This is a genomic window from Vibrio kyushuensis (genome assembly GCF_050337325.1).
GTDB lineage: Bacteria > Pseudomonadota > Gammaproteobacteria > Enterobacterales > Vibrionaceae > Vibrio > Vibrio kyushuensis.
Window position 1 is genome coordinate 864010 of record NZ_JAKJSV010000002.1, and the last position, 20359, is coordinate 884368.

19 protein-coding genes and 1 tRNA gene are annotated in these 20359 nt (G+C 40.5%); 11 read left to right on the plus strand and 9 right to left on the minus strand.

What is annotated here, in order from left to right:
- Positions 1–74: 74 nt before the first annotated feature.
- The 5 genes from L4D20_RS03830 to L4D20_RS03850 all read left to right on the plus strand — a co-directional run bounded on the left by L4D20_RS03830 (position 75) and on the right by L4D20_RS03850 (position 4132).
- Positions 75–812: a GIY-YIG nuclease family protein gene (locus L4D20_RS03830; protein ID WP_428800219.1), complete on the plus strand. Its 738-nt coding sequence runs from the start codon at positions 75–77 to the stop codon at positions 810–812.
- Positions 813–1113: 301 nt separating this feature from the next.
- On the plus strand, positions 1114–1425 hold the full coding sequence (locus L4D20_RS03835; protein WP_428800220.1) for a hypothetical protein: 312 nt from the start codon (positions 1114–1116) through the stop codon (positions 1423–1425).
- A 14-nt stretch (positions 1426–1439) separates the two neighbouring features.
- Positions 1440–1802 carry a DUF4236 domain-containing protein gene (locus L4D20_RS03840; protein ID WP_428800221.1) on the plus strand — a complete coding sequence of 121 codons (363 nt, stop codon included), beginning with the start codon at positions 1440–1442 and terminating at the stop codon, positions 1800–1802.
- 20 nt (positions 1803–1822) lie between these two features.
- Complete coding sequence (locus L4D20_RS03845; protein WP_428800222.1) at positions 1823–3667, plus strand: metallophosphoesterase; 1845 nt, start codon at positions 1823–1825, stop codon at positions 3665–3667.
- Positions 3668–4057: 390 nt separating this feature from the next.
- Positions 4058–4132 (plus strand) — tRNA-Gly (locus L4D20_RS03850).
- 343 nt (positions 4133–4475) lie between these two features.
- On the opposite strand, the gene L4D20_RS03855 is transcribed toward L4D20_RS03850, so the two are convergent.
- Together L4D20_RS03855 and L4D20_RS03860 are read right to left on the minus strand one after the other, a co-directional pair.
- On the minus strand, positions 4476–4727 hold the full coding sequence (locus L4D20_RS03855; RefSeq protein WP_428800223.1) for an HPr family phosphocarrier protein: 252 nt from the start codon (positions 4725–4727) through the stop codon (positions 4476–4478).
- A 377-nt stretch (positions 4728–5104) separates the two neighbouring features.
- Entirely contained in the window at positions 5105–6007 is a 903-nt protein-coding gene (locus L4D20_RS03860; protein ID WP_428800224.1) for a class I SAM-dependent methyltransferase, read from the minus strand.
- 490 nt (positions 6008–6497) lie between these two features.
- Between L4D20_RS03860 and L4D20_RS03865 the strand changes: the two genes are divergently transcribed.
- Positions 6498–7193: a tetratricopeptide repeat protein gene (locus L4D20_RS03865; protein ID WP_428800225.1), complete on the plus strand. Its 696-nt coding sequence runs from the start codon at positions 6498–6500 to the stop codon at positions 7191–7193.
- 73 nt (positions 7194–7266) lie between these two features.
- Here L4D20_RS03865 and L4D20_RS03870 read toward each other — a convergent pair whose 3' ends face one another.
- Together L4D20_RS03870 and L4D20_RS03875 are read right to left on the minus strand one after the other, a co-directional pair.
- The gene (locus tag L4D20_RS03870; protein ID WP_428800226.1) at positions 7267–7743 is read right to left on the minus strand and encodes a hypothetical protein; all 477 of its coding nucleotides are present in this window, start codon (positions 7741–7743) and stop codon (positions 7267–7269) included.
- A gap of 89 nt (positions 7744–7832) precedes the next feature.
- Positions 7833–8807 carry a helix-turn-helix domain-containing protein gene (locus L4D20_RS03875; protein WP_428800752.1) on the minus strand — a complete coding sequence of 325 codons (975 nt, stop codon included), beginning with the start codon at positions 8805–8807 and terminating at the stop codon, positions 7833–7835.
- 292 nt (positions 8808–9099) lie between these two features.
- Here L4D20_RS03875 and L4D20_RS03880 point away from each other — a divergent pair, with 292 nt between their 5' ends.
- The 5 genes from L4D20_RS03880 to L4D20_RS03900 are packed head-to-tail and all read left to right on the plus strand — an operon-like array spanning position 9100 to position 14764.
- Positions 9100–10227, plus strand: coding sequence for an HlyD family secretion protein (locus L4D20_RS03880; RefSeq protein WP_428800227.1), 1128 nt, complete (start codon positions 9100–9102; stop codon positions 10225–10227).
- Positions 10217–11236, plus strand: a complete 1020-nt coding sequence (locus L4D20_RS03885) for a DUF2955 domain-containing protein (RefSeq protein WP_428800228.1) — start codon at positions 10217–10219, stop codon at positions 11234–11236. The genes L4D20_RS03880 and L4D20_RS03885 overlap by 11 nt, the downstream gene beginning before the upstream one ends.
- Positions 11237–11262: 26 nt before the next feature.
- A complete protein-coding gene (locus L4D20_RS03890) occupies positions 11263–12324 on the plus strand; it encodes an AI-2E family transporter (RefSeq protein ID WP_428800229.1) in 1062 nt (353 codons plus the stop codon).
- 2 nt (positions 12325–12326) lie between these two features.
- On the plus strand, positions 12327–12986 hold the full coding sequence (locus L4D20_RS03895) for a potassium channel family protein (RefSeq protein WP_428800230.1): 660 nt from the start codon (positions 12327–12329) through the stop codon (positions 12984–12986).
- Between the two features lie 20 nt (positions 12987–13006).
- Complete coding sequence (locus L4D20_RS03900) at positions 13007–14764, plus strand: phospholipase D-like domain-containing protein (RefSeq protein WP_428800231.1); 1758 nt, start codon at positions 13007–13009, stop codon at positions 14762–14764.
- Positions 14765–14861: 97 nt separating this feature from the next.
- Here the strand turns inward: L4D20_RS03900 and L4D20_RS03905 are convergent, their stop codons facing one another.
- From L4D20_RS03905 to L4D20_RS03925, 5 genes are all read right to left on the minus strand, one after another.
- Positions 14862–15401 carry a DUF3332 family protein gene (locus tag L4D20_RS03905; protein ID WP_428800232.1) on the minus strand — a complete coding sequence of 180 codons (540 nt, stop codon included), beginning with the start codon at positions 15399–15401 and terminating at the stop codon, positions 14862–14864.
- Between the two features lie 268 nt (positions 15402–15669).
- A complete protein-coding gene (locus L4D20_RS03910) occupies positions 15670–16518 on the minus strand; it encodes a transporter (protein ID WP_428800233.1) in 849 nt (282 codons plus the stop codon).
- Between the two features lie 394 nt (positions 16519–16912).
- Positions 16913–18178, minus strand: coding sequence for a carbohydrate porin (locus tag L4D20_RS03915; RefSeq protein WP_428800234.1), 1266 nt, complete (start codon positions 18176–18178; stop codon positions 16913–16915).
- Between the two features lie 76 nt (positions 18179–18254).
- A complete protein-coding gene (locus L4D20_RS03920; protein ID WP_428800235.1) occupies positions 18255–18884 on the minus strand; it encodes a DUF3299 domain-containing protein in 630 nt (209 codons plus the stop codon).
- Between the two features lie 64 nt (positions 18885–18948).
- Positions 18949–20328 carry a metal-dependent hydrolase family protein gene (locus L4D20_RS03925; protein WP_428800236.1) on the minus strand — a complete coding sequence of 460 codons (1380 nt, stop codon included), beginning with the start codon at positions 20326–20328 and terminating at the stop codon, positions 18949–18951.
- Positions 20329–20359: the final 31 nt, after the last annotated feature.

The following is a 20359-nucleotide window of genomic DNA, read 5'->3' on the forward strand; positions in this document are numbered from 1 at the left end:
AAGTTATTATGATTTATTTGAATGATATATTGAAATTGGAAGACCTAGATAATGTAAAAATAAGGTTCAACTTAATGTTTTCTGGTAATTGGAACCCATCAGAAGTCTATAAGCAACGGGACTTTTCAACGCTACTAGATGGTCATTATTATAACTATAGTAAAAATAAATCGTATAAAGAAGGCCAGATTACTGTGGGTTTTCTAAAAATAGAAGGTAATAAGTGGCTACTGTTTCATATTGGAAGAGTAATAAAAGACCTAAATGTATTATCTGGTGTTGGGTATGAATATGAAAACATACCAGAGTATGAAAAATATTGCGGTCGTTTAGTTATAGACTTCAAAAATCGTTCCCAAACTATGATTAGGAAAGCTCGTTCCGTTATTGGTGAGTGCAGGGTTCAAGAAATCTTGTCTGATGATTTTAATAATGATGTATTCCCTGGCTATGAAAATGTACGTTTGTCGTGGCATGATCTGAAAGCGGTAATCTGCAAAGACAATTGGTCGACAGCTTTACAAAATCAGAAAGCCGTTTACTTAATTACGGATAAATCTAATGGTAAAATGTATGTAGGTTCAGCGAGTGGTAAACATATGTTATTGGGCCGCTGGCAAGCGTATGTTAAAAGTGGACATGGTAATAATGTAGGTTTGAAAGAATTACCTATTTCACACATCAAGAATAATTTTGAATATTCGATATTGGATATATTTAAATCCACTACTGACGATAATGTTATATTGAAGCGTGAAGCGTGGTGGAAGAAAACATTAAATACCCGTATGTTCGGTTATAATAGAAACTAACATCAATGTGCGGATGAATAAATAGCAAGCAATTCACGAGTAATGATTAACCTTTATCTCAGTTAGCACTTATGATTACGGCGGTTTAATCAAACCTTAGTGAGGTGTGTAGGGGGGGGATATGCGAGTTGTATAACAATAACCCGTTAGAAAAAATATCTACTTATTAGTGGTGCAGGCTAGACTCATTGTCCTATTGCTAATTTGGGTTCTTAAGCTTATGAACTCACAGCAAAGTGGGGTATCGGTTAGTATTTGGATAAACGATGTTCTACAAATGACTTTTTTAGAGGAGTAAGCGATGAGTAATAAAAAGAGAGCTAACAAAGCCATTCTAAAGCGTTATGAAGAGTCTATTGATCCAATTCGTCAGCTTCATGTGCAGCTATTCCCTGAAGAGTATGACTTTCACTACGACAGTAATGTAGAAATTAGGCAACGCAATAAAGGTATCAATCCGATGAGTGAGGATTACCAAAAGGAAGTGAATATTCATCGTCTTTCTATGGGGGTAGAGCCGTACATGGGTAGTGTTGGCGTTAGTAGTGTAAAAGGTCTTATTTCAAGCCATCAGTATTGCCAAAATAAGCTTCAAGAATCAGTAGAAAATTAAAAAAGAGTAAATATATGGCATTTCGATTTTTCCGCTCGTTTGGCGGCAGATGGCTGCGCTTTAACATATCTAAGCGAGGCGTGTCGTGTACCTTAGGTAAAAAAGGGTTAGCAACGGCAACATTGAATAGCAGAGGTCAAATTACAAAGAACATCAATACGCCTGTTCAAGGGCTTAGCTATCGAAAAACAACTTCACTTTCTAACGGTAAAACCTCACGCTCAAGCAAAGGATTAACTGACAAGCAATCGTCTAAGTGTGAAGCTCGTCCTTTTGGTACTCATAACTACAATCGCCGAGAGCTTGAAGCCCTTCATATGGCCGCTCTAGAAAGAATAGAAGAGCTTGAAGCGCAGATTGAAATTCAAAATAATTAATTCAAACTAGTGGAATAATCATGGCATTGATTGAATCAAAATTTTCAGAGGTACTGTTTGCGGACTTAAAGAACTACGGTCTGCGAGGAAATTCGGCACTGTGGTTTCAACTAAAGAGCGAACTTAATAATGCTGAGCAGATTTTTACTGCAAGTGAGTTACTAGATTGGGTGCTGACTTATACTCGAGATAACATGGTTAAGTCCCTAGCTAAGGAAGTTGAAGGTAGCGATATTAGTGAGAGAAATAAAGATACGCTCTCGCAATATGGGTATTTAGAAGAGGTTGAAAAGTGTGGCCAATACTTTAGAGATACAGGCGAAAACTTAGACAGTAAAGCCTGGGTAATTGAGTTTATTGAGGAAGTCTTAGCTAATAATGACATTGAAAGTACTCTTTATATTGATGCCTTTAACCGTGGCGGCATGTCGGAGGGCTCGTTTGACTTACGTTGGTGGAAATTGTTTATGCTACCGACTTTCGTTCAACGCTGCCGTCAACTGGAAGAGGGTTTAGAATTTCGCCATAAGAATGAAATAGACGAATTGCTGTTTATTGGGGATGTCCACGGGCAAGCCAATAAACTCGATGAATTGTTATCTCATTACGGTTGGGATGATGAGTCCGCGAAGTTGGTGTTTGTGGGTGATCTCATTGATAACTCGTTAGACAGTGATGCTGACCATCGTTCACTACTTAATAACGTAAAACAATGGGTGGATGAAAAGAAGGCGTTTTGTCTTCTTGGTAATCATGAGTTCAATGCGATTGGATGGGCTATACAAAAGGACGATGGTAGCTATTGTCGTGACCGCACTAAGACTGACAACATTAAACAGCACCAATTGTTCATTAAACAAGTTGGTGAAGACAGCGCTGAACATGAGAAATGGATTGAGTGGTTTAAAACGTTACCATTGTTCTTAAACTTTGGTGATATGACGGCTATTCATGCTTGCTGGCATAGTGAATCTATTCAGCGATTACGCCCTTATCTAAACGATGATAATTCATTAAAAGAAGCACATTGGTATGATGCGTTTAATCGTGAACATGAGTTATACCAACTTATTGAAGTTTTGTTAAAAGGGCCAGAAGTAACGCTACCAGAGGGAAGTTCATTTTTAGATAAGAATGGTATTGAACGTAACCAGGTTCGTGTAGCTTGGTGGAAGAATTCCTACACAGTAGGTAATTATCAAGATCTTGCCGTTGTATCGAAAGCGCAGAGAGAACGCATACCGGCAGTTACGCTGGCAAATGATTCTATGAAGTACAATCAGTCCCCACTAGTACCTGTTGTTATTGGTCACTACACATTAGAGCCAACACAGTTTCCTCAGACTTTAAGTGACAAAGTCATTTGTGTAGATTTCAATGCAGCTAAGAACGGATACCCATTGATTAGCCTTCCTACGTGGAGTGACTTCTCTGAAAATATTCAAGAAAATACAGACTTCTGCTTTGTTGGTGAACCTGCTCCAAGCAACTTAGTTAGCCGAGGAATCATGAATATGCTGAATGATAAGGTCAATAGCTTGCCTAAACGCATTCAGAACAGTGAATTTGAAACGTATGTATCTAAGGTATTGTTAGAAGAGTGGGATCCAATTGGCGTTCATGATCCAGATTATTTTGATAAAGATTTATCTGATGAGTACAGCGGCTATGAAGAAAGTGTCACTCGATTAGCACAGGCGAATGATATTGAGTTACTGGCTGCGTACCTAAAAATTACTGAACAGCATGTCATTGGACTAGAAATAGACGATGCTGATTATCGCTGCGCGAAAGTCGCATACAAGCTAATAGTGGAGTGGGGCAGTATTAAAGAAGATGACTTTTTGTTTAAAGGGGAGCCTTAGTTTTGAGCAGGTGATACTGATTATTTGAGTGTATACTTCGTTCGTCATAGTGCCGCATTTTAAAATTTAGAGCGTTTTATGCTCTAAATTAATGGTGAAAAATGCAGCATTAATGCAACATCAAAACTCAGAAAAATCATGAGAAACTTCATTTCGTGTTATTTTTCATTTCCATTTTAATAGCTTAAAATACTCTCTTTTGAGCCTAAAACTAGCCCAGTTTTTGTGACCACTTTTCGGTAAGATATGGGTTTAAATGTGCTTGTAAATGCCCTTTTTGTGGTCTATCTTATTGATATTAAAGAAAATACGTGTTTCCTTTCTCAGCCTTCCAAGCTGATGATGTGGGTTCGATTCCCACTGTACGCTCCAATTTTACATCGTCTCTATGCGTGCATCGTATAATGGCTATTACCTCAGCCTTCCAAGCTGATGATGTGGGTTCGATTCCCACTGCACGCTCCAATTGCTATTTTTGTTTTACAATCCCAACCATTTGAAAATAAGACGCTTTATTGCGTGATTTTGTGTACCTGCCGTTTAGAGAATTTCTCGTTAATGAGCGCTAAACTTGAATGTGACAATTTTGAGACCACAGTATGAACAACATGGTTTAATATATTTGAATTAGGTTCATTCGAAGGTTAAGCGCCAAATTTATAAAGCGATAGTCGTGGCGTTAGAGCTACTTGATAAGTTTGAGGGAACAGTAAACAACGGCTAAGTTGCTAGCTGTTTCTACCAACTTGATTACAGCCCCAAAAAACAAAGTGCTACTTGAGCACTTTGTCTAGGTCTCAGAGTTGGTTTACCCCGTCACGTTTGCTAGGTATTGAGCAAGGTCGCTAACTGCTTGAGAGTTTGTTGATTGAACTGTGACTTCAGTGCCTTGAACAAGCTGTAGTGTTTGCAGTTTAAATAAGCTTTTTGCAGTGGCAGTTTTACCATTCGAGACAATTTCAACTTCGTCCGCATACTTCTTCGCTTCTTTAACAAACTGCGCTGCAGGACGAGTATGTAGGCCACTTGGTGCTGTGATAACGACGCTTTTTCTATGCATTATGAACTTCTCCGAAATGAATATTACAAGTAATAGTTGCTACTAGTAATACCGTAAGGGAATATATAGAACTATGTTTTATAAGTAATTTTTAGAGGTTGAAAGGATTTGCCATTCGCAATTGTGACTAATGTCATTTTATTTATTTACTTTGTAAAATAAATCGTGAGCAGTGTCTTTATATTGTATTAGCACAAATGATGTCTAAGAAAGCTGAGTCGGGTAATATATGTGAGTCCTAGATTTTGAGCTCTAGATTTTTGAGATAAGAGGCGTTTGAGCTAGTCAACATACCTTACCGTTTGGTGGGGATTAATAAACGAATCGCCACCTTTTTTGACCGATGGCTACCACAAATTTGATAGCCGTCTGGTAATTTATGTTTTGGCTATAACAAAATGTTCAAGTTTAAATATTTGTTCTTCAGGCAAACTCCTATCGACAGGTGAGAAGTATTTGGTATTAAGATCTGCCAAAGATTTGTTTTCTATTAATGTAAAACCATTGCTAGAGAGGATGCCATCGATTTCTTCAGAGGTATAGAATGATACCCATGGTTCGCCAGACTTCGCAGACAAGTTTTTTATCATTTCAGCTTTCTTCACCGGATTTGGATAGCCCCGACCAAAACAAGCTTTAGGTTCTTTTTCGAGTCGCTGATCGACGTACGACAGAACAAAAGTGGATGTCGTATTCAACGTCAGTTGCGCCAATTCTTGAACAGTTGAATTTAAGGCATCTTTCGTGATGTACTGCGAAACACCTTCAAGAGTGAATACTGTAGACTTGTTTTGGTCGAAACCCGCAGCTAATAATTGTTCAGTTAAAGATTGATGATTGAAATCAACACATACATAGGTAACATTTTTTGAATTAGCTAATTCTATAGGTAGTTTCGATCGCTTCTTAGCTTGAACTTCCACCTGATCAATTTCAAAAATATTGACTGTTGATGGAAGGTTTAGTCTATGTGCGCGCATATCGTAGCCCGCGCCTAAAACTACGTATTGCTCAGTTCCATTAGTCGTCTCTTTCTCTACTAAATCATCGATAAAACGAGTACGAGAAATAAGATGTTCATGAAACCCAGGGGCGAACTTTCTCGTTAACCAAACGCTTGCCTTGTGCCCAATAAGCTTAAGTACGCCTGCACCTAGAACAAACCTTTCGGCATAAGGATCATTAATCACACGTTTATCAGGTGAGGCTAGTGTTTCAATCAAGCGTTGTTTTGCGACACCTTGAGCAGTGCCATCTTTAAGAAAAATTGAATTATTCATAGAGACCTTACTTTTATATTCATTAGCTGTATCCAATTAAATCAATGTACTACAAATGAATCAATAGCTGATAAGTGATTGAGATCAACCCCATTTTTATAGTTCAGTCTAAGTCACTTAGCAAACTACCTTTAGTGCAAATTAGAGGTTAATACTGATGGGGTTGGATTCTGATCCTCGATAGATGAGTATAACACCCTGTGACAAGTGAACATCTTCGATTCAAGTGCAGATTTGGCTGGCCAAATGCTGAAGTTTCCAATTTACACTGTTGGTCTAATAACGCGGCAATCGTAGTTGATTTCAATACATGAGTGTCGCTAACAGAAACACATCGGATTAACGAGCACGATAATCAATATAAGTAGTTTAATAATAAGCCAGCCATCGTGAAAGTTATTTAGAACGAAGAATGGCGGTGGCGCGTTATGGTAAGTAACTCACTAGTTTTACTTTTAAGCTGAGAAGTATAATTAGCGGAGAAAATCAAATGCTCAAATATCGGTTTGTTGCTCTTTTTATAGCGACGTCTATTTCAATTCCTACTTTTGCTACATCCAGTAACGATATCTCAAATATGTCTGAACAGGCTGGCGCAGAAGCAACGCTAGTGGCCCCTCACAGTGAATTTGAAATGACTCGAACAGCAGCAGAAGCTGGGTTGGTTCATGCGCAGGTTAAGCTAGCGTTAATGTATGAACAGGGCGAATTTACAGAGGTTGATTTGTCGGAATCTGTGTTCTGGTATCGTATAGCGGCAAATCAAGAACACCCAGAAGCGCAGTATAACCTTGCACTAATGTACTTGTCTGGCTTTGGTGTCAATGAAGACAGCAGCGCAGCGTTATATTGGATAGAGCGGGCCGCTACTTTAGGTTATATGCCCGCAATCATTCATTTATCTATTTACTCTGAATTTGGCGAACTTCCTAATAACACTTGGGTTCAAAAAGCGGCACAAAGTGGGGATGTGAGCGCGAGAATGTTACTTGCTGACTATCACTTATCCTCGGGTAGCTCTGAAGAAAGTTTTGCAATCGCTGAATATTGGCTATGGAGCGTTGCGAAGCAAGGGATCAAAGAGGCTCAATTAAAGCTGACAAATTTCTATTCAGATCCGAAATATGGAAGAGAGGATGAAGAGAAGGCGGCTTATTGGCGGGAGCAAGTAGGAGCGTTGGACTGATACATAAACGTTAAAACGGCCAAATGAAATGAACTCCATTGGCCGTTTCCGAGAATTAAAAAGCAGACTTTTACTAGCTGTTATCGGGAGTAATCACTTTCTTACTATCGCTAAGCGCAAAGTAAATTTTAGACACTGTGATTTCAGAAATTAAAATGACAAACACGACGGCGAAGAAGGCGACGACACCATTGAATGGTCCACTGAAAGAGACCTTATCTCCAAACATGATGTTTATGGCTTCAAGCATCACGAACTTACTGCCGACTAAAATGACGTAGGTGCTAATCGCTCGATAAACCTTAGGGGCAGTACCCGGCTTGGACTTAAAGTGATCGGCCAGCTTATGCTCTGCTTTTATAGAAAGTTTAAGGAGCAGTTGCAACAACAGCGCAGCGGCAAAGGATATGGTGAATGACTCGATATTAACGTAGATCCAGTATTCATCGAAGAAGTTTAGAACTGTTAAATCGACTAATACAGCCAGTGTATACCCTACGAATAGGCGCTGTGGCGTGTTAAACCCGTACTCTTTTTCTGTTGAACTCATAGCTATCCTTACTTTTTATCAACTGATTTTAAGCTAAGTGGAAATGAATAAATTCAGTGAACACTTAGCGGTTGTAGATTTTCTCGTTGCTAGCAGAACCCTAAGATTGATTTCCTATATGACTTTGGGGTTAAGCCTGTTATTCGTTTGAATGCACGAGAAAAATGGGAAATATTGTTGTATCCAAGTTGGCTTGATATATGGGTGAGTGAGTGTCCTTCTTCCATTAATTCACAGGATACAGAGAGCATCAGGCTCTCTTTTACTTTTCTAAAGCTAGTGCGTTCCTCCTTTAAGCGACGCTGAAATGTTCTTGGTGTGAGTTTCAATAGTTTCGCAGCCTGTTCAACACTGAGTGAGTGCTCTTTGACATAAGGTAATAACGCGGTAAAGACACTGTCACTAAAGCTAGTATGCCATTCGACTAACGGGGTCTTAAGCTGTAGCGATGAGTCTTTAATCTGAACCTTAGTATTGAGTGTTGCTTCATCAATATACACCGCTGTGTTTTCATGGCCGACGAACAGTTGGACTGATTTACCGAGAGCGGATTGAACAACATCAGAATCCGTATGTTGAATTTTTACTTTCGTTATCTGCCATTTGGATTGAGTGAGTGCTTGAAGTAGCTCTTCGATATAAAGAATGGCAAATAGCTCTCCCCAAATGAAACTGGGCACATTTTCATATTGAGCAGCTCGACACAACCAATGTACGCCGTGCTCATTAACCAGAGTTACTTTGCTTCCGGGGGTATCATAAGAAAATACAGAATAGGCGATGGAAAGCGCATCTCTAACGGTTTCGGTTTGGTCAAAGAGCCCCAGCACTTGAGGAATAATTCTTTGGCGAAATGCGAGACGTAACATTTCGCTGAAGCTATTTACACCGACTTGAGATGAAAGGAGATAAACCAATCGCCTAACGGGCTCGACAGGTAGAAAATCTTTGTTGGTATCGAACAAATCTGGGGGGAGGCCTGACTCTCTTAACATGTCATGAATGTTGATATTGTGCTTGGAAAACACCTCTAAAAGTATTTTTGTGTACCCCGTTCGAATCATAGGCAATGGAGTGGAATGTGTATTCTGCAAATTTGATCCCTCGTGCTTATCTCGAAACGAAACAACCCAGTTTTACTCGTTATATCTTTAAGTCAAATATCGATAAGGATTCTGTTTTGATTGAAAATCGAACCGCATCTGTTTGTCTATGATGTGATACCTAAGTAATTATGACAAATATTTGTAATAAAGCACTAAAAATTAAGATGTTTTATCATTATCTTATTTAAAATTTAGATAATACAGGCTATAAATAATAGTTAGAATGGATTCTAAAAGCAGTAGGAAAATTATGTCTGAAAGTACCGAGATAGAAAGCAAAACTCCGCAAGAAAGTAATGAAGCGAAAACCGATGGCAAAGCCAATCGCGTAAGGAAAATCACTAATTATTTATTACTCGGTGTCGTAACCGTTCTTCTTTTCAGCATTATTTCAGATCGCATTATTCCGTCTACCGATAACGCTCGCGTTAAAGGGTATGTGGTTCCTATCAAACCACAAGTCTCAGGGCAAGTTCTCGATATCTTAGTTCAATCGAACCAACCTGTTCAAGAAGGCGATGTTCTCGTTAGGCTTAACCCCGTCGATTATGAAATCGCCGTAAAACAAGCTGAGCAAAACTTAGAAATTGCTGGGCAAAATGTTGGCGCTCAAACCGCTACGATAGCGGCTTCTCAAGCTCGCTTAACGGGTGCGAATGTAGATTTAGAAAACGTACAACTTCAGAGCAATAGAATTTTAGCGATGGCAGAGCGTGGGGTTGTCTCGAAATCAGAGGCAGACCAAGCAAGAGCTAATCTGGCGAGCGCTCGTTCAAATGTGGTCAATGCGCAAGCCGATCTCGATAAGTCCAAACAGCAGCTGGGTGCTGATGGTGAAGACAATAGCCAAATAAAAGCAGCGTTACTAGCGCTAGAGCAAGCTCAAATCAATTTAGAACGTACCGTTATTAAAGCGCCAACGGTTGGTGGTGTATCAAACTTTAGCTTGTCTGAAGGATTTTATGCTTCTGCGGGTCAGCCATTGATGACGTTCGTGTCAACAGAGAGCATTTGGATCGAAGCGTATTTTAGAGAAAACAGCCTAGGTAACATTGAAGCAGGGGATGAAGTCGAGGTCGCTCTAGATTTTGCACCTGGCAAAGTTATTAAGGGAAAAGTAACCAGTGTCGATTGGGGCGTTGATTGGGGGCAGAATGATCAAGCAGGAAAATTAGCTCAAGCAAACAATCAAACAGGCTGGTTACGTCAAACTCAAATGCTACCCATTTCAATAGAGTTTAATCATGAGGATGCGAAGGGTTTACTTCGTGTTGGTGGTCAAGCCGATGTGATCGTTTATAGCGATGATAACTTTGTATTCAATTCGATTGGTAAGCTTTGGATTCGCTTTATAAGCTTGATGTCTTATGTCCGATAACTTAATCGATCAACCTCAAGTTCAAACTAAAATACTGCGCTATACCATAGGCGTAGGAATAGCGGTGTTTCTTGCTGCATTGATCGATTGGCCGTTAGCGTTTGTCGCCCCAGTATTTGTCGCAAAGTTTTTAATCGATAAAGCTGAACTCAATAGGGAAACCATCTACGAGTTATTGATCGCGATGATCGCCACCATGGCGCTAGGGTTGTTCTTGTCTAACGGGATAACCCAATATCCGCTGCCATTATTGGTTTTAGTTGGGTTGATGATGCTGTGGGGCTATTACTTATTCACGGATCCTAAATGGAATTTGTTTGCGACAATATTGATCATCGCTGTATTGATGTTGCCATTTATGGCTATTTCCAACCCAGGTATTTCGGTCTTTCTGGCTACGGGGTTGGCGACGTCGGGTGTTGTTGCGGTCATGCTCTTTGCTTTGGTTCATATTTATCTTCCTGTTGAGAAGAGAGAATTTAAAGGGTATCAAGCATCTCCATTAACTAAGAAGCAGCGTTGGCATGCAGCTTTTAGAGCAATGTTAATATCATTTCCAGTAGTTTGTTTCTTCTTTATTTTTCAAATATCCGAAGCACTATTGACGATGATGTTTATCGCATTGTTTTCTTTGATGATCACCTCTGAAAAATCAGTCAAGCTCAGCGCGTTTTTAATCATCACGAACACCATTGGCGGGCTAATGGCGATTGCCGTGTTTAGTGTGCTGTCGTTGGTGCCGAATATCTTTTTTTACACACTTTTCGTTTCGTTAGTCGCAATGTTAATTGCGACGCAGATATATACGAAACCAGAAAAAGCCCCAATCTATGCCACGGCCTTTAGTACGGTTCTCGTGCTTTTAGGTAGCACCTTAATGAGTTCAGGCGACATCGATAGCAATATGATCGTGCGTTTGGTGCAGCTGTTCGTCATCGGCATTTATATGATTACAGTCTCGTTCTTTTTAGAGACTCGAAATTGGAAATTTTTAACAATGCAGCCATAGTCTGCGTGTCATAACAAGGAATGTTTATGAAACTCGAAGGTAACTATTCAAATCAGGCGATAGATGCATTTATAAAGATTTCAGCGATAGCTGTATTGGTCTTTTGGTGTTTTTCCATTCTGAGACCGTTTATTTTACTTGTGGTCTGGGGAGGCATAATTGCAACTGCTCTGTATCCTGTCGTTACATGGGCTCATGGTAAGTTTGGTATAGGTAAAGGAAAAGCGAGTGGTGGGTTAGCCTTCATAGGTGTCCTTTTTCTTCTTATTCCACTTGTCGCGATCTCTACAGGGCTCTATACGAGTGGCTCTGAACTGGTTTCGGGCTATCAAGACGGTTCAATTGCTATTCCAAAACCAGAAGCGAGTATCAAAGATTGGCCGGTTATTGGTGATAAAGCGTATGCGTTTATTTATCAAGCTTCATCCAATCTTGAGAGTGTGTTTGTAAAATATGGAGAGGAGGTTAAGTCGGTCGTTTCTAATCTTGCTTCATTTGCAGGCTCTCTTGGTGGTGGTTTTATCCAGTTTATTATCTCGACAATTATTGCAGGTGCCTTTATGGCGAATGCAGATAAATGTGAACGAGCATTTATCTTAATTGCTAAGCGATTGACGGGTGACCAAGGTGAAAGCTTAACGACGCTGTCTAAAAACACCGTTCGAAGCGTTGTTCAAGGTGTTATAGGGGTTGCCTTTATTCAGTCGATTATGGCGGGTATAGGCATGTTCTTCGTTGATATTCCTGCTATTGGCTTCTGGATGTTGTTAGTGATGCTTGTGGCTATCATTCAACTGCCACCTATCTTAGCGCTGCTTCCTCTTATTATTTATGTGTTTACGGTTGATACCACAACGTCGGCGGTCTTATTTCTAATCTGGTGTATTCTCGTTAGTGGCAGTGATGCTGTACTAAAACCGATGCTGTTAAGTCGTGGTAGTGATATTCCGATGTTAGTCATTCTGATGGGTGCATTGGGCGGTATGGCGATGTCGGGCATTGTCGGCCTATTTGTCGGTGCCGTTGTGCTGAGTGTGACTTATCAACTGTTTATAGCGTGGTTAGATAGCGAAGCAGAAGGCGCATAGATATGAAAAAGATGTCGAGCGATGACAATTTCTTTTTCTTATTGTTCTCGTTACTAGGGCTACTATTCGTCAGTGCGTTTATGCAGCAGCTCTTTGTTGAAGGTCAAAAAATGATTTTGGCCCTCATCATTATATGTTTAGCCGTATCGATTGTTGGGGTACAGAGAGAAAAAGCATTCTATCGTAGTTGGTATGGTGTACTTCTTAGTGTGGCCGCAATATCTGGGGCTTTCTCTTTTCTTGAAGAATATGACCTATCTTTAGTCACTCTTTTCGCACTGCTGTTTTTTCTTTTATCCCATACTTTTAACGCATTGAAACAGGTCATGTTGAATGACTATGTTAGTAAAAATCAATTGGTTGGTTCTATCTGTGTGTATTTACTGATAGGAGTCAGTTGGTCATTCATTTACCTTATCCAAATTGAATTATTTCCAAGTGCCTTTAATGGAGTAGAGGCGAAACCTTGGATCGATAATATGTTTGAAGTTATTTACTTTAGCTTTATTACGCTGACAACCGTTGGCTATGGCGATATCTCTCCCGCTTTACCTATTCCAAGATTCTTCGTGTTTATTGAATCAATCTTAGGCAGTTTTTATCTAGCGATCATGGTTGCTAGTTTAGTCAGCAGTCGTTTAAACCAAACGAGTCAATCTTAATCACCTTCCAAGGAGTGATTGTGAAAAAGTGTTCACTTATTTTATCTCTGATTGTTTTGCAGGCTTGTAGCTCAACAAGTTCGTTAATCCCTACACACACCGATAGCTGGACGGGACAACACATGGAAAATAGGCGCTGGAGAGATGCCGAAGAGCAAGAGGTTGATTACATTAAGTTGGTTTCTGAAAATGCGCTTCCTGTTCAGCCAGCCAATGTGAAAGTAATTGGTACGAGTACGGCAAATGGTATTAATAGCCTAGCTGCAAAGATCTTCCTTATTGAAAATGCAAAGCACACGATTGACCTAACTTATTATATTTATGCTGATGATTTAGCGGGTAAAGCGATAGAGGGCGCTTTGTGTGGCGCAGTTCAAAGAGGCGTAGATATTCGTATCATGGTCGATAGTTTAGGGTCGTTCAGCTTTAATAACTCAAACTTAAAAGGGTTAATGCAGTGTGCGGAATCCGCTGGTTTTGTAAGTGATAGAAACGGCGTTAAAACCAATCAACAAGCGAGAATTCAAGCAACGATATTCAACGCGATTACGGATGGTGACTCCAACTTAAATAACCGTTCTCACGACAAACTTCTTATTGTTGACGGCGCTTATCCTAAAGATGCATGGGTAATAACCGGTGGGCGTAACGTATCTCTTCACTACTATGGGCTTGATGAGAAAGGCGAATATGATCGAAGTGCGTTCAAGGACATTGAAATAGTCGTAAAGCCTATTGAAGGTGCAACGGATAAGACGTCACCCAGCCAACTCGTCGAATATTACTATTCCATTCTTTTTTCGAAACCGGGCAACAAAAAGCTGAACACCATACTTTCATACAACAGAGACAAGTCTGAACTTGAAGCCGCGTTGGGTGAACTAAAATCTTCAAAGGTGTTTAATGCTGCATATCAAGATATTGAAGTGTATCTAGAGGCTGGTTTTTCTGAAGCTGAAACCAAGTTTGCTCATGAACTTGATAACTTAAATGCGTCAGACGTGGTGGAAAAATACAGTGTTAATAAAAAGGCAAACGCCAACTCAATTAGTGGTTTATTGGCTCGCGTTGCGTATTCAGATAAGAGCATAAAAACAATTAGAGTCGTATCACCGTATCTGTTTCTTCAATCTGAGCTGTTTAAAGACGAAGGTGTGCTAGAAAAGGACCTAAATACGACAAAAGCGTGGCTAGATCAGGACCCAGAGCGTTCAATTGAAATCATCACTAACTCTGTATTAACCAGCGATAACTTTTTCACCCAAGCCGTTATTGACATGCATACCGTGCCGACCATGTTAATGAGCGAAGAAATAAAAAAGGTTTGGCTAGATGATGATATTGAGAATAATGAATTAAATGAATCATTTGTTAATTCAGAAGCATGGCGGAGTATTGTCACTCACCCAAGGATTCATTTTTATCAACTCGGTAAGAAAGACTCTGTCTCTTTAGGCGGAAGTAAGCATTACGGTAAGTTACACGCTAAGTTTTTAATCTTTGATGACAACGCCTTTGTCGGTACAACGAACTTAGACTTTCGATCGCTGCTATACAATAATGAAGTCGGTTTTTTTCTTCGTGGTGATGCAATAATTAGTGAACTAAATGACGAGTTTGAGCTATTAAAATCTTACTCTACTCGCTGGGGAAGCGATGATTGGTTGGAAATGCGACGCTTGCTTAGAGAGGTAGGTGGAATGAAAGGTTTTACTTCAGACAATCAGCGAGAGATATATGATCTGTTGGAATCTACAGGGCTGAAATATCAGTTTTGATTCGTAGAAACGTAGGATAAGCAAGGTATAGTGAATATTGAAACGAAAACAGGCCCTCATTTGAGGGCCTGTTTATCTATGTATTACGTATTACGCGTTATGCTTGTTCAGCTTGAAGAGACTCTAATTGACTCATAGTGGTTTGAGAAACAAGTTCACCATCAATGTAGTAAGCTACGTTTTCACCGTCACGAACACCCGTTAGAATACCAGTATCACCATTATTATAAGTGATATCCATTTGTATTGTATTCTCGTCGACACTTTTTAATACTCCAGACTCAATCGCTCGGTTATTTGAGATAGGTGCAATCGGGGCGTCTGTTAGTGATGGGTCAAGGCCTTCGTTGATTTTAAATTGTGTATCAACCTTAGTGTCGAATAAGTGTGGCTTACCGTTTAGTGGGTTTTTGCCAGTCCAGAACTCAAGTGAGTTAAATACTACGTAATCGACAGCTGTTGTCACACCATAAACAGGCGCAAGAAGTAAGTTGACGCCAGCTCGAGCATAACGGTTATCGACGACTTCGACGTTAAATGTGACTACTTTTTCAGTCACAGCGTTACTACCCACACAACCAGTTAGTGCAGTAGCAAGAAGAGTAAGAGCAATTGTTTTAGTTACGATGTTTTTCATAATGAGTTCCAGAGTTTGTTGAGTTCGTGTGTTTGTTTTGATGGAGCTATTATGCGATTTGACTAACGTTCATACTTACCATTTTGCGCCAGTCTAATAATTAACCATTAGAATTTTATATACTTCATTCGAATGTACATTTGGTTATGTATGCAAAAGGTATGAACACAGGGCTGTGTGTAAATAATGTTTCTATTGAAATCCACATGCAAAAAAGCCTTCAGGAATCTGAAGGCTCTTATATCGGTAACTTGATGCTGTTTGGGTGTTAAAATAGATCAGCTAGCGCATTGTTTACTACTGGCGATATATTTATACCGATCATAAAGTCAGGTCTGGTTTTTTCGTCTTTCTCTAAGTAGTAGTTTGCTTCTAGGCCAAATTTCCAAGGTTTACCACCCATAACAACAGTCTTACTGACGTTGACGTTGATTGGGATCTCAGCTTGATCTGTATTCCAGTCGTACGCCATCATTGGTGAAGAACCAAGTGTCCATCCGCGACCAAGAATCTTAACGTAGAACAGCTGTAGAGACGTTTTGTTTATATCTTCTGTTCCCTCAATTCCATTTGTTACTCCCCATAGGTGACTAGGGAATGCACCGAAGACATGTTCTTGAGTCGCTTTACCGAGCATTATCTCAGGACCTATTGCAAATTGATCGGCACTAAACTCCTCGCTTCCGGTTGGAAGCTGAGCGAACACGCCGAATGCAGCGATATTTCCATTATCGAGCTTTGGTGCATACGCCAAATCAAAGGCAATGTCACCAACGCCAGAGCTGCTCGAGTTTCCTGCTTGCCCATCCAAATTATTTGAAATGAGTGGTATTGCCGGGCGGAATATAACTTTATCTCCGTTATCTAATGGAAAGGGAAGCGCTGGCTGAAATAGAGTCGTAAAGCTGTCACCACCTTGTTCGTAACCGGAGTTATACTGAAACTTGAAATTCAATGCGGCGAGCGCGGTATTGGGATTTGCAAGCTCCTTGGCGGCTTCTGCTGCAATATCCTCGTTAGTTTTAGCATCCTGTGCCATCGACGTAGAAGGTAACGCAAGTAGCCCAGTAGAAAGTGCGAAACAAGCGAGTTTTAGTGAGAATGTTTTTATAGTCATGGTTTGAGTGCTCAGGAGTTAATTCAAAAAGAGGAATAATCAAGTTCAAAAAATGCTAATTAGATACGTACTTATAGGTCTTTATGACGACCCAAGATATAGACTTCACGATTACCTTCGACACGCTGAAAGCGAGTTTTCCAATAGATACTGAAAGTTCGCCTGCTACAATAAGGCACTGATACATATCTGAGTGTTTAAATTCGTTCATGGTCATAATTGTTTCCACCGTCTTGGTTATTAATTCGTAATAGTTAGTGAGGCGTATTTTAGAATAATCACCAAGAGATAATTGCCATGTTGCGCCAACCCAATAAGTACCGCCAAATATATTGCTACCAAAAATAAAGCCCTGAACGAATGTCAGGGCTGTAAATGATGATTAAGAAGTTAGTTAAATGAATACTCGTGCTCTTATCCCAAATACCCACGCACTGCTTTCTGAAGACAGGGCAGGGTCTTTGATATATTGAATATCAGGCGTGATTTGCAGATAATCGGTAAGCTGCATGTTGTAGTACAGTTCCATAGCTATTTGATCTTCGCCAGCATCCATAAAGGCTTGTAAGGTATCACTATTGGTTTCGGCCCAGTTTACGGCAAAACCAAGATTATTTTTTGGAGAACCTAGACCAAAGTATCCGAAACCAGCACTGATAGACTTATCGTATAGCGCCACGTCGCCTTCAGATACACCACCGCGAACAAACGGCATAATTTGAGGGGTTACAAACTTACTCCAAGAGAAGTTAACGCCTTGACCTGACTCCCCACCTATAACAGTCCCATCATCTAATACAGTAGAGGATAGACTGTGTCGCGAACCTTCATCCATGTGCCAGAACGTAACATGGAAATTGTCGGTGTAGATCTGTTCTTGAGAGGCTGTCCAACCAAGTTCCAATGTCGTAAACAGAGTTGTGTCATTGAACAGAGTGTCGAAACCATCAAAGATATCATCTGACTTGCCTTTGGCATCAGCGATACCGCCAACGACATAGAAATTTTCACCAATCATATGACCAGCAGACAGTGCTAATATCCCGTCGTCAGGTAACCCCATGACGCCAGCACCAGTACTAAATGCAAGGTTGGTAAATCCAGCCCAAGGGCTTGCAAGTGCATAAGTGTCAACGTAGTTAGTCACATCTTGCCAACCAACGGTGATAGTCCCTCGACCATCACTGAATTTCTGTTTCCAGTTTAAATCAGTAACGCGGAAACCTTGATCGCTATAGGCAGGTGCAATCATGCCTACATATCCAATTTGGTCTGCGCCTAGCCAAGCAAACTCTTTGGGAGCAGTATCGCTGTAAGAGTGTCTATGTTCAACTTTCCAGACTAGGCTGCCGGTATTCCCTGTGTCTTTACCTATTAAGTTCCATGAACCATAAAATCGAGCTACGCCAGATGAAGCATCTACCTTATCTCCACTTTTTCCATCAGGAGAACTGACACCCAAAGCAAAGTAGTCAGCGCCAAATATCAACCCATCACTTGCGAGACTCTCTCTCCAACTCTGCTTTTGGCGCGTGTTTTCTGCGATAGTATTTTCAACCGAATCTGGGCCGGAAAAATTTGTGTCTGCGAAAGCTGGTGGGCAACTAATTGAAGCCAAAGTGAATAATGAAAGTAGTTTTGATTGTTGAGTCATAGTCATATTGCTACCGAAAATTTGATATAAATTGCCAGTTTGGCGGTTAATAGGTGCTATTTCATTGTTATAAACATTTGAGTTACTGTTCGTAGTAACGCTCAATTCTTGAGCCTTGCATTGAATAACCCATTGTTAGTTGAGTCTTCCCATCTACTAAGTAAACTTCATCGGTTTGTTTGTCTGCTTCGATAACCCCTTCAACCCAAACTGGATATTGAATGTTTTCAATCTCAAACCCTTCAGGATAAGACAACCTGACAATTTGGTTTGCGGGTGGAGGTGGTAAGTGAATGCATGCACCGGCATAAGGCACTAATAAAAACTCGACAGCCTTAATACCCTTAAATTCGATTGGAACAATAAACCCAGGCATTCTTACATTGCTGCCCGTAATTTCCATATTTAGAGATTCCGCTTTTTCCTTTTCAAGCGCCATGTACGCTTCACGAGCTTTAAGTGTTTTTGTTACGTCTAGCCCTTGGCTTTCAAGTGCAAGCACTGCTTTTTCTAGCTCTTTTTTAGACACTTTGTCATCTTGTAACTGCAGGTGTAAAACAGACGCTAATAATTGTCTTTGATCCTCCGTGATCTCGGGTAATTGAATGACTTCTTCTGAAACAGTGGGTTTAAGTGTTTGCCAAGTAACTTGCTGTAATTGAGCTGAGACAGAAAATGAGAATATAGATAGGAGAACTAACAATTTTTTCATGATGATTCCTAATTAAGGTAGCCTCTAAAGGCCACCTTATTTAACGTCGGAGAGGTATGAGATCTTACAGTGTGTTTTTGTAAATCTTTCCGTCTTTCATAATAACTTTCATTGTATCGATACCATCACGTTTAGGGGCATCGAACCATTTTTCATTAGCACCAATAACTGACAAATCTTCTAGTGGGTTACCTTCGACTAAAAGAATATCCGCATAAGCACCAGTTTCAATCACACCTAGCTTACCCTCGAAATATGGGTCTAAAGTTTCGCCGGCCAGTTTAACAATTTCGCCGTTTACTGACGTCATTGATAGTAGTGTATAGAAATTACCGAAAAACTTAGCACTTAGGAATATTGAGTGATCGGCTTGTTGCTCACAAGCGGCAACACCACCAACACAGTCAACATGGAACCCTAGTTTAGGTCTGTGCTTGTCTACATTTTTAATATAGTCGCCAAAGGCAGCTTGAGCTGTTTTTGCTTTACGAGCGGAAGCAGGGTTTGAGTTAATTGCTTCAATTTCACCTAAGTAAGGAGAAAATGCTGTCATGTTGGTTGTCATGTAGGTGCCGTTTTTCTTCATGGCTTTCGCTACTTCGCCATCGAACATAAATGCATGTTCGAGAGTTTTAACACCCGCTTCTACATTTCGCATTAACGACACTTTGCTGTATGCATGAGACATAGCATAAGAACCATACGCATCGGCAACTTCAACAGCGGCTTTTAACTCTTCTAGTGAATAAGCGTTTAATTGCCACGGGTCAAATGAAGAAGCAACACCGCCACTTGACATAAGCTTGATTTGGGTGGCACCTTGCATGTAGTTCTGACGCGCACACGCTTTGATGTCGCCAATACTATCCGCAGTACAGCTCATACCCAAACGACCACCGGCAGATTGAGGACCATTGAAGGTTTCATTGGGCGTTGTAAAGTTCCGGAAGTCTGCATGAGAGCCAGTAGGCCCAATAAATGCGCCAGAAGGGTAAATTCTAGGGCCTTTTAGCTCACCGCTATCAATCGTTTTCTTTAGACCTGCACCCATACCTCCAGCATCACGCCATGTTGTAAAACCAGACATTAAAGCTGATTCTGCACGAGCAACTGAGCGGGCTGCGAGCTCTTCCCAGTTACGGTTGTTTTCAATATCGGGTAGCGATGAGCCATTCATTTGTAAGTGGCCGTGGCCTTCAATTAATCCCGGCATTAACGTCATGCCCTGACCATCAATAACCATCGCATCACCCGCATCGATGTTTTCTTTTGAGATCTTTGCAATTTTGTTATCGACAACGAGAACGTGGTGATCTTCGTAAAGTTTATCTTCTGTCCCGTTAAAGATATCGACGTTGGTAAATAGGGTAGAGGCTGCGTTTACAGAGAACGCTAGAGTACAAGACACAGCAACTGCTGAGAGCTTAAGAGTTTTATGTTTCATTGAAGCACCTTTAGGGTTATCCATGCGTGTA

What these genes read in the sequence shown, in the direction of transcription:
- L4D20_RS03830 (WP_428800219.1), top strand. Translation starts at nt 75, where the DNA reads ATGTTTTCTGGTAATTGGAACCCATCAGAAGTCTATAAGCAACGGGAC.
- L4D20_RS03835 (WP_428800220.1), top strand. Translation starts at nt 1,114, where the DNA reads ATGAGTAATAAAAAGAGAGCTAACAAAGCCATTCTAAAGCGTTATGAA.
- L4D20_RS03840 (WP_428800221.1), top strand. Translation starts at nt 1,440, where the DNA reads ATGGCATTTCGATTTTTCCGCTCGTTTGGCGGCAGATGGCTGCGCTTT.
- L4D20_RS03845 (WP_428800222.1), top strand. Translation starts at nt 1,823, where the DNA reads ATGGCATTGATTGAATCAAAATTTTCAGAGGTACTGTTTGCGGACTTA.
- L4D20_RS03855 (WP_428800223.1), bottom strand. Translation starts at nt 4,727, where the DNA reads ATGCATAGAAAAAGCGTCGTTATCACAGCACCAAGTGGCCTACATACT.
- L4D20_RS03860 (WP_428800224.1), bottom strand. Translation starts at nt 6,007, where the DNA reads ATGAATAATTCAATTTTTCTTAAAGATGGCACTGCTCAAGGTGTCGCA.
- L4D20_RS03865 (WP_428800225.1), top strand. Translation starts at nt 6,498, where the DNA reads ATGCTCAAATATCGGTTTGTTGCTCTTTTTATAGCGACGTCTATTTCA.
- L4D20_RS03870 (WP_428800226.1), bottom strand. Translation starts at nt 7,743, where the DNA reads ATGAGTTCAACAGAAAAAGAGTACGGGTTTAACACGCCACAGCGCCTA.
- L4D20_RS03875 (WP_428800752.1), bottom strand. Translation starts at nt 8,807, where the DNA reads ATGATTCGAACGGGGTACACAAAAATACTTTTAGAGGTGTTTTCCAAG.
- L4D20_RS03880 (WP_428800227.1), top strand. Translation starts at nt 9,100, where the DNA reads ATGTCTGAAAGTACCGAGATAGAAAGCAAAACTCCGCAAGAAAGTAAT.
- L4D20_RS03885 (WP_428800228.1), top strand. Translation starts at nt 10,217, where the DNA reads ATGTCCGATAACTTAATCGATCAACCTCAAGTTCAAACTAAAATACTG.
- L4D20_RS03890 (WP_428800229.1), top strand. Translation starts at nt 11,263, where the DNA reads ATGAAACTCGAAGGTAACTATTCAAATCAGGCGATAGATGCATTTATA.
- L4D20_RS03895 (WP_428800230.1), top strand. Translation starts at nt 12,327, where the DNA reads ATGAAAAAGATGTCGAGCGATGACAATTTCTTTTTCTTATTGTTCTCG.
- L4D20_RS03905 (WP_428800232.1), bottom strand. Translation starts at nt 15,401, where the DNA reads ATGAAAAACATCGTAACTAAAACAATTGCTCTTACTCTTCTTGCTACT.
- L4D20_RS03910 (WP_428800233.1), bottom strand. Translation starts at nt 16,518, where the DNA reads ATGACTATAAAAACATTCTCACTAAAACTCGCTTGTTTCGCACTTTCT.
- L4D20_RS03915 (WP_428800234.1), bottom strand. Translation starts at nt 18,178, where the DNA reads ATGACTATGACTCAACAATCAAAACTACTTTCATTATTCACTTTGGCT.
- L4D20_RS03920 (WP_428800235.1), bottom strand. Translation starts at nt 18,884, where the DNA reads ATGAAAAAATTGTTAGTTCTCCTATCTATATTCTCATTTTCTGTCTCA.
- L4D20_RS03925 (WP_428800236.1), bottom strand. Translation starts at nt 20,328, where the DNA reads ATGAAACATAAAACTCTTAAGCTCTCAGCAGTTGCTGTGTCTTGTACT.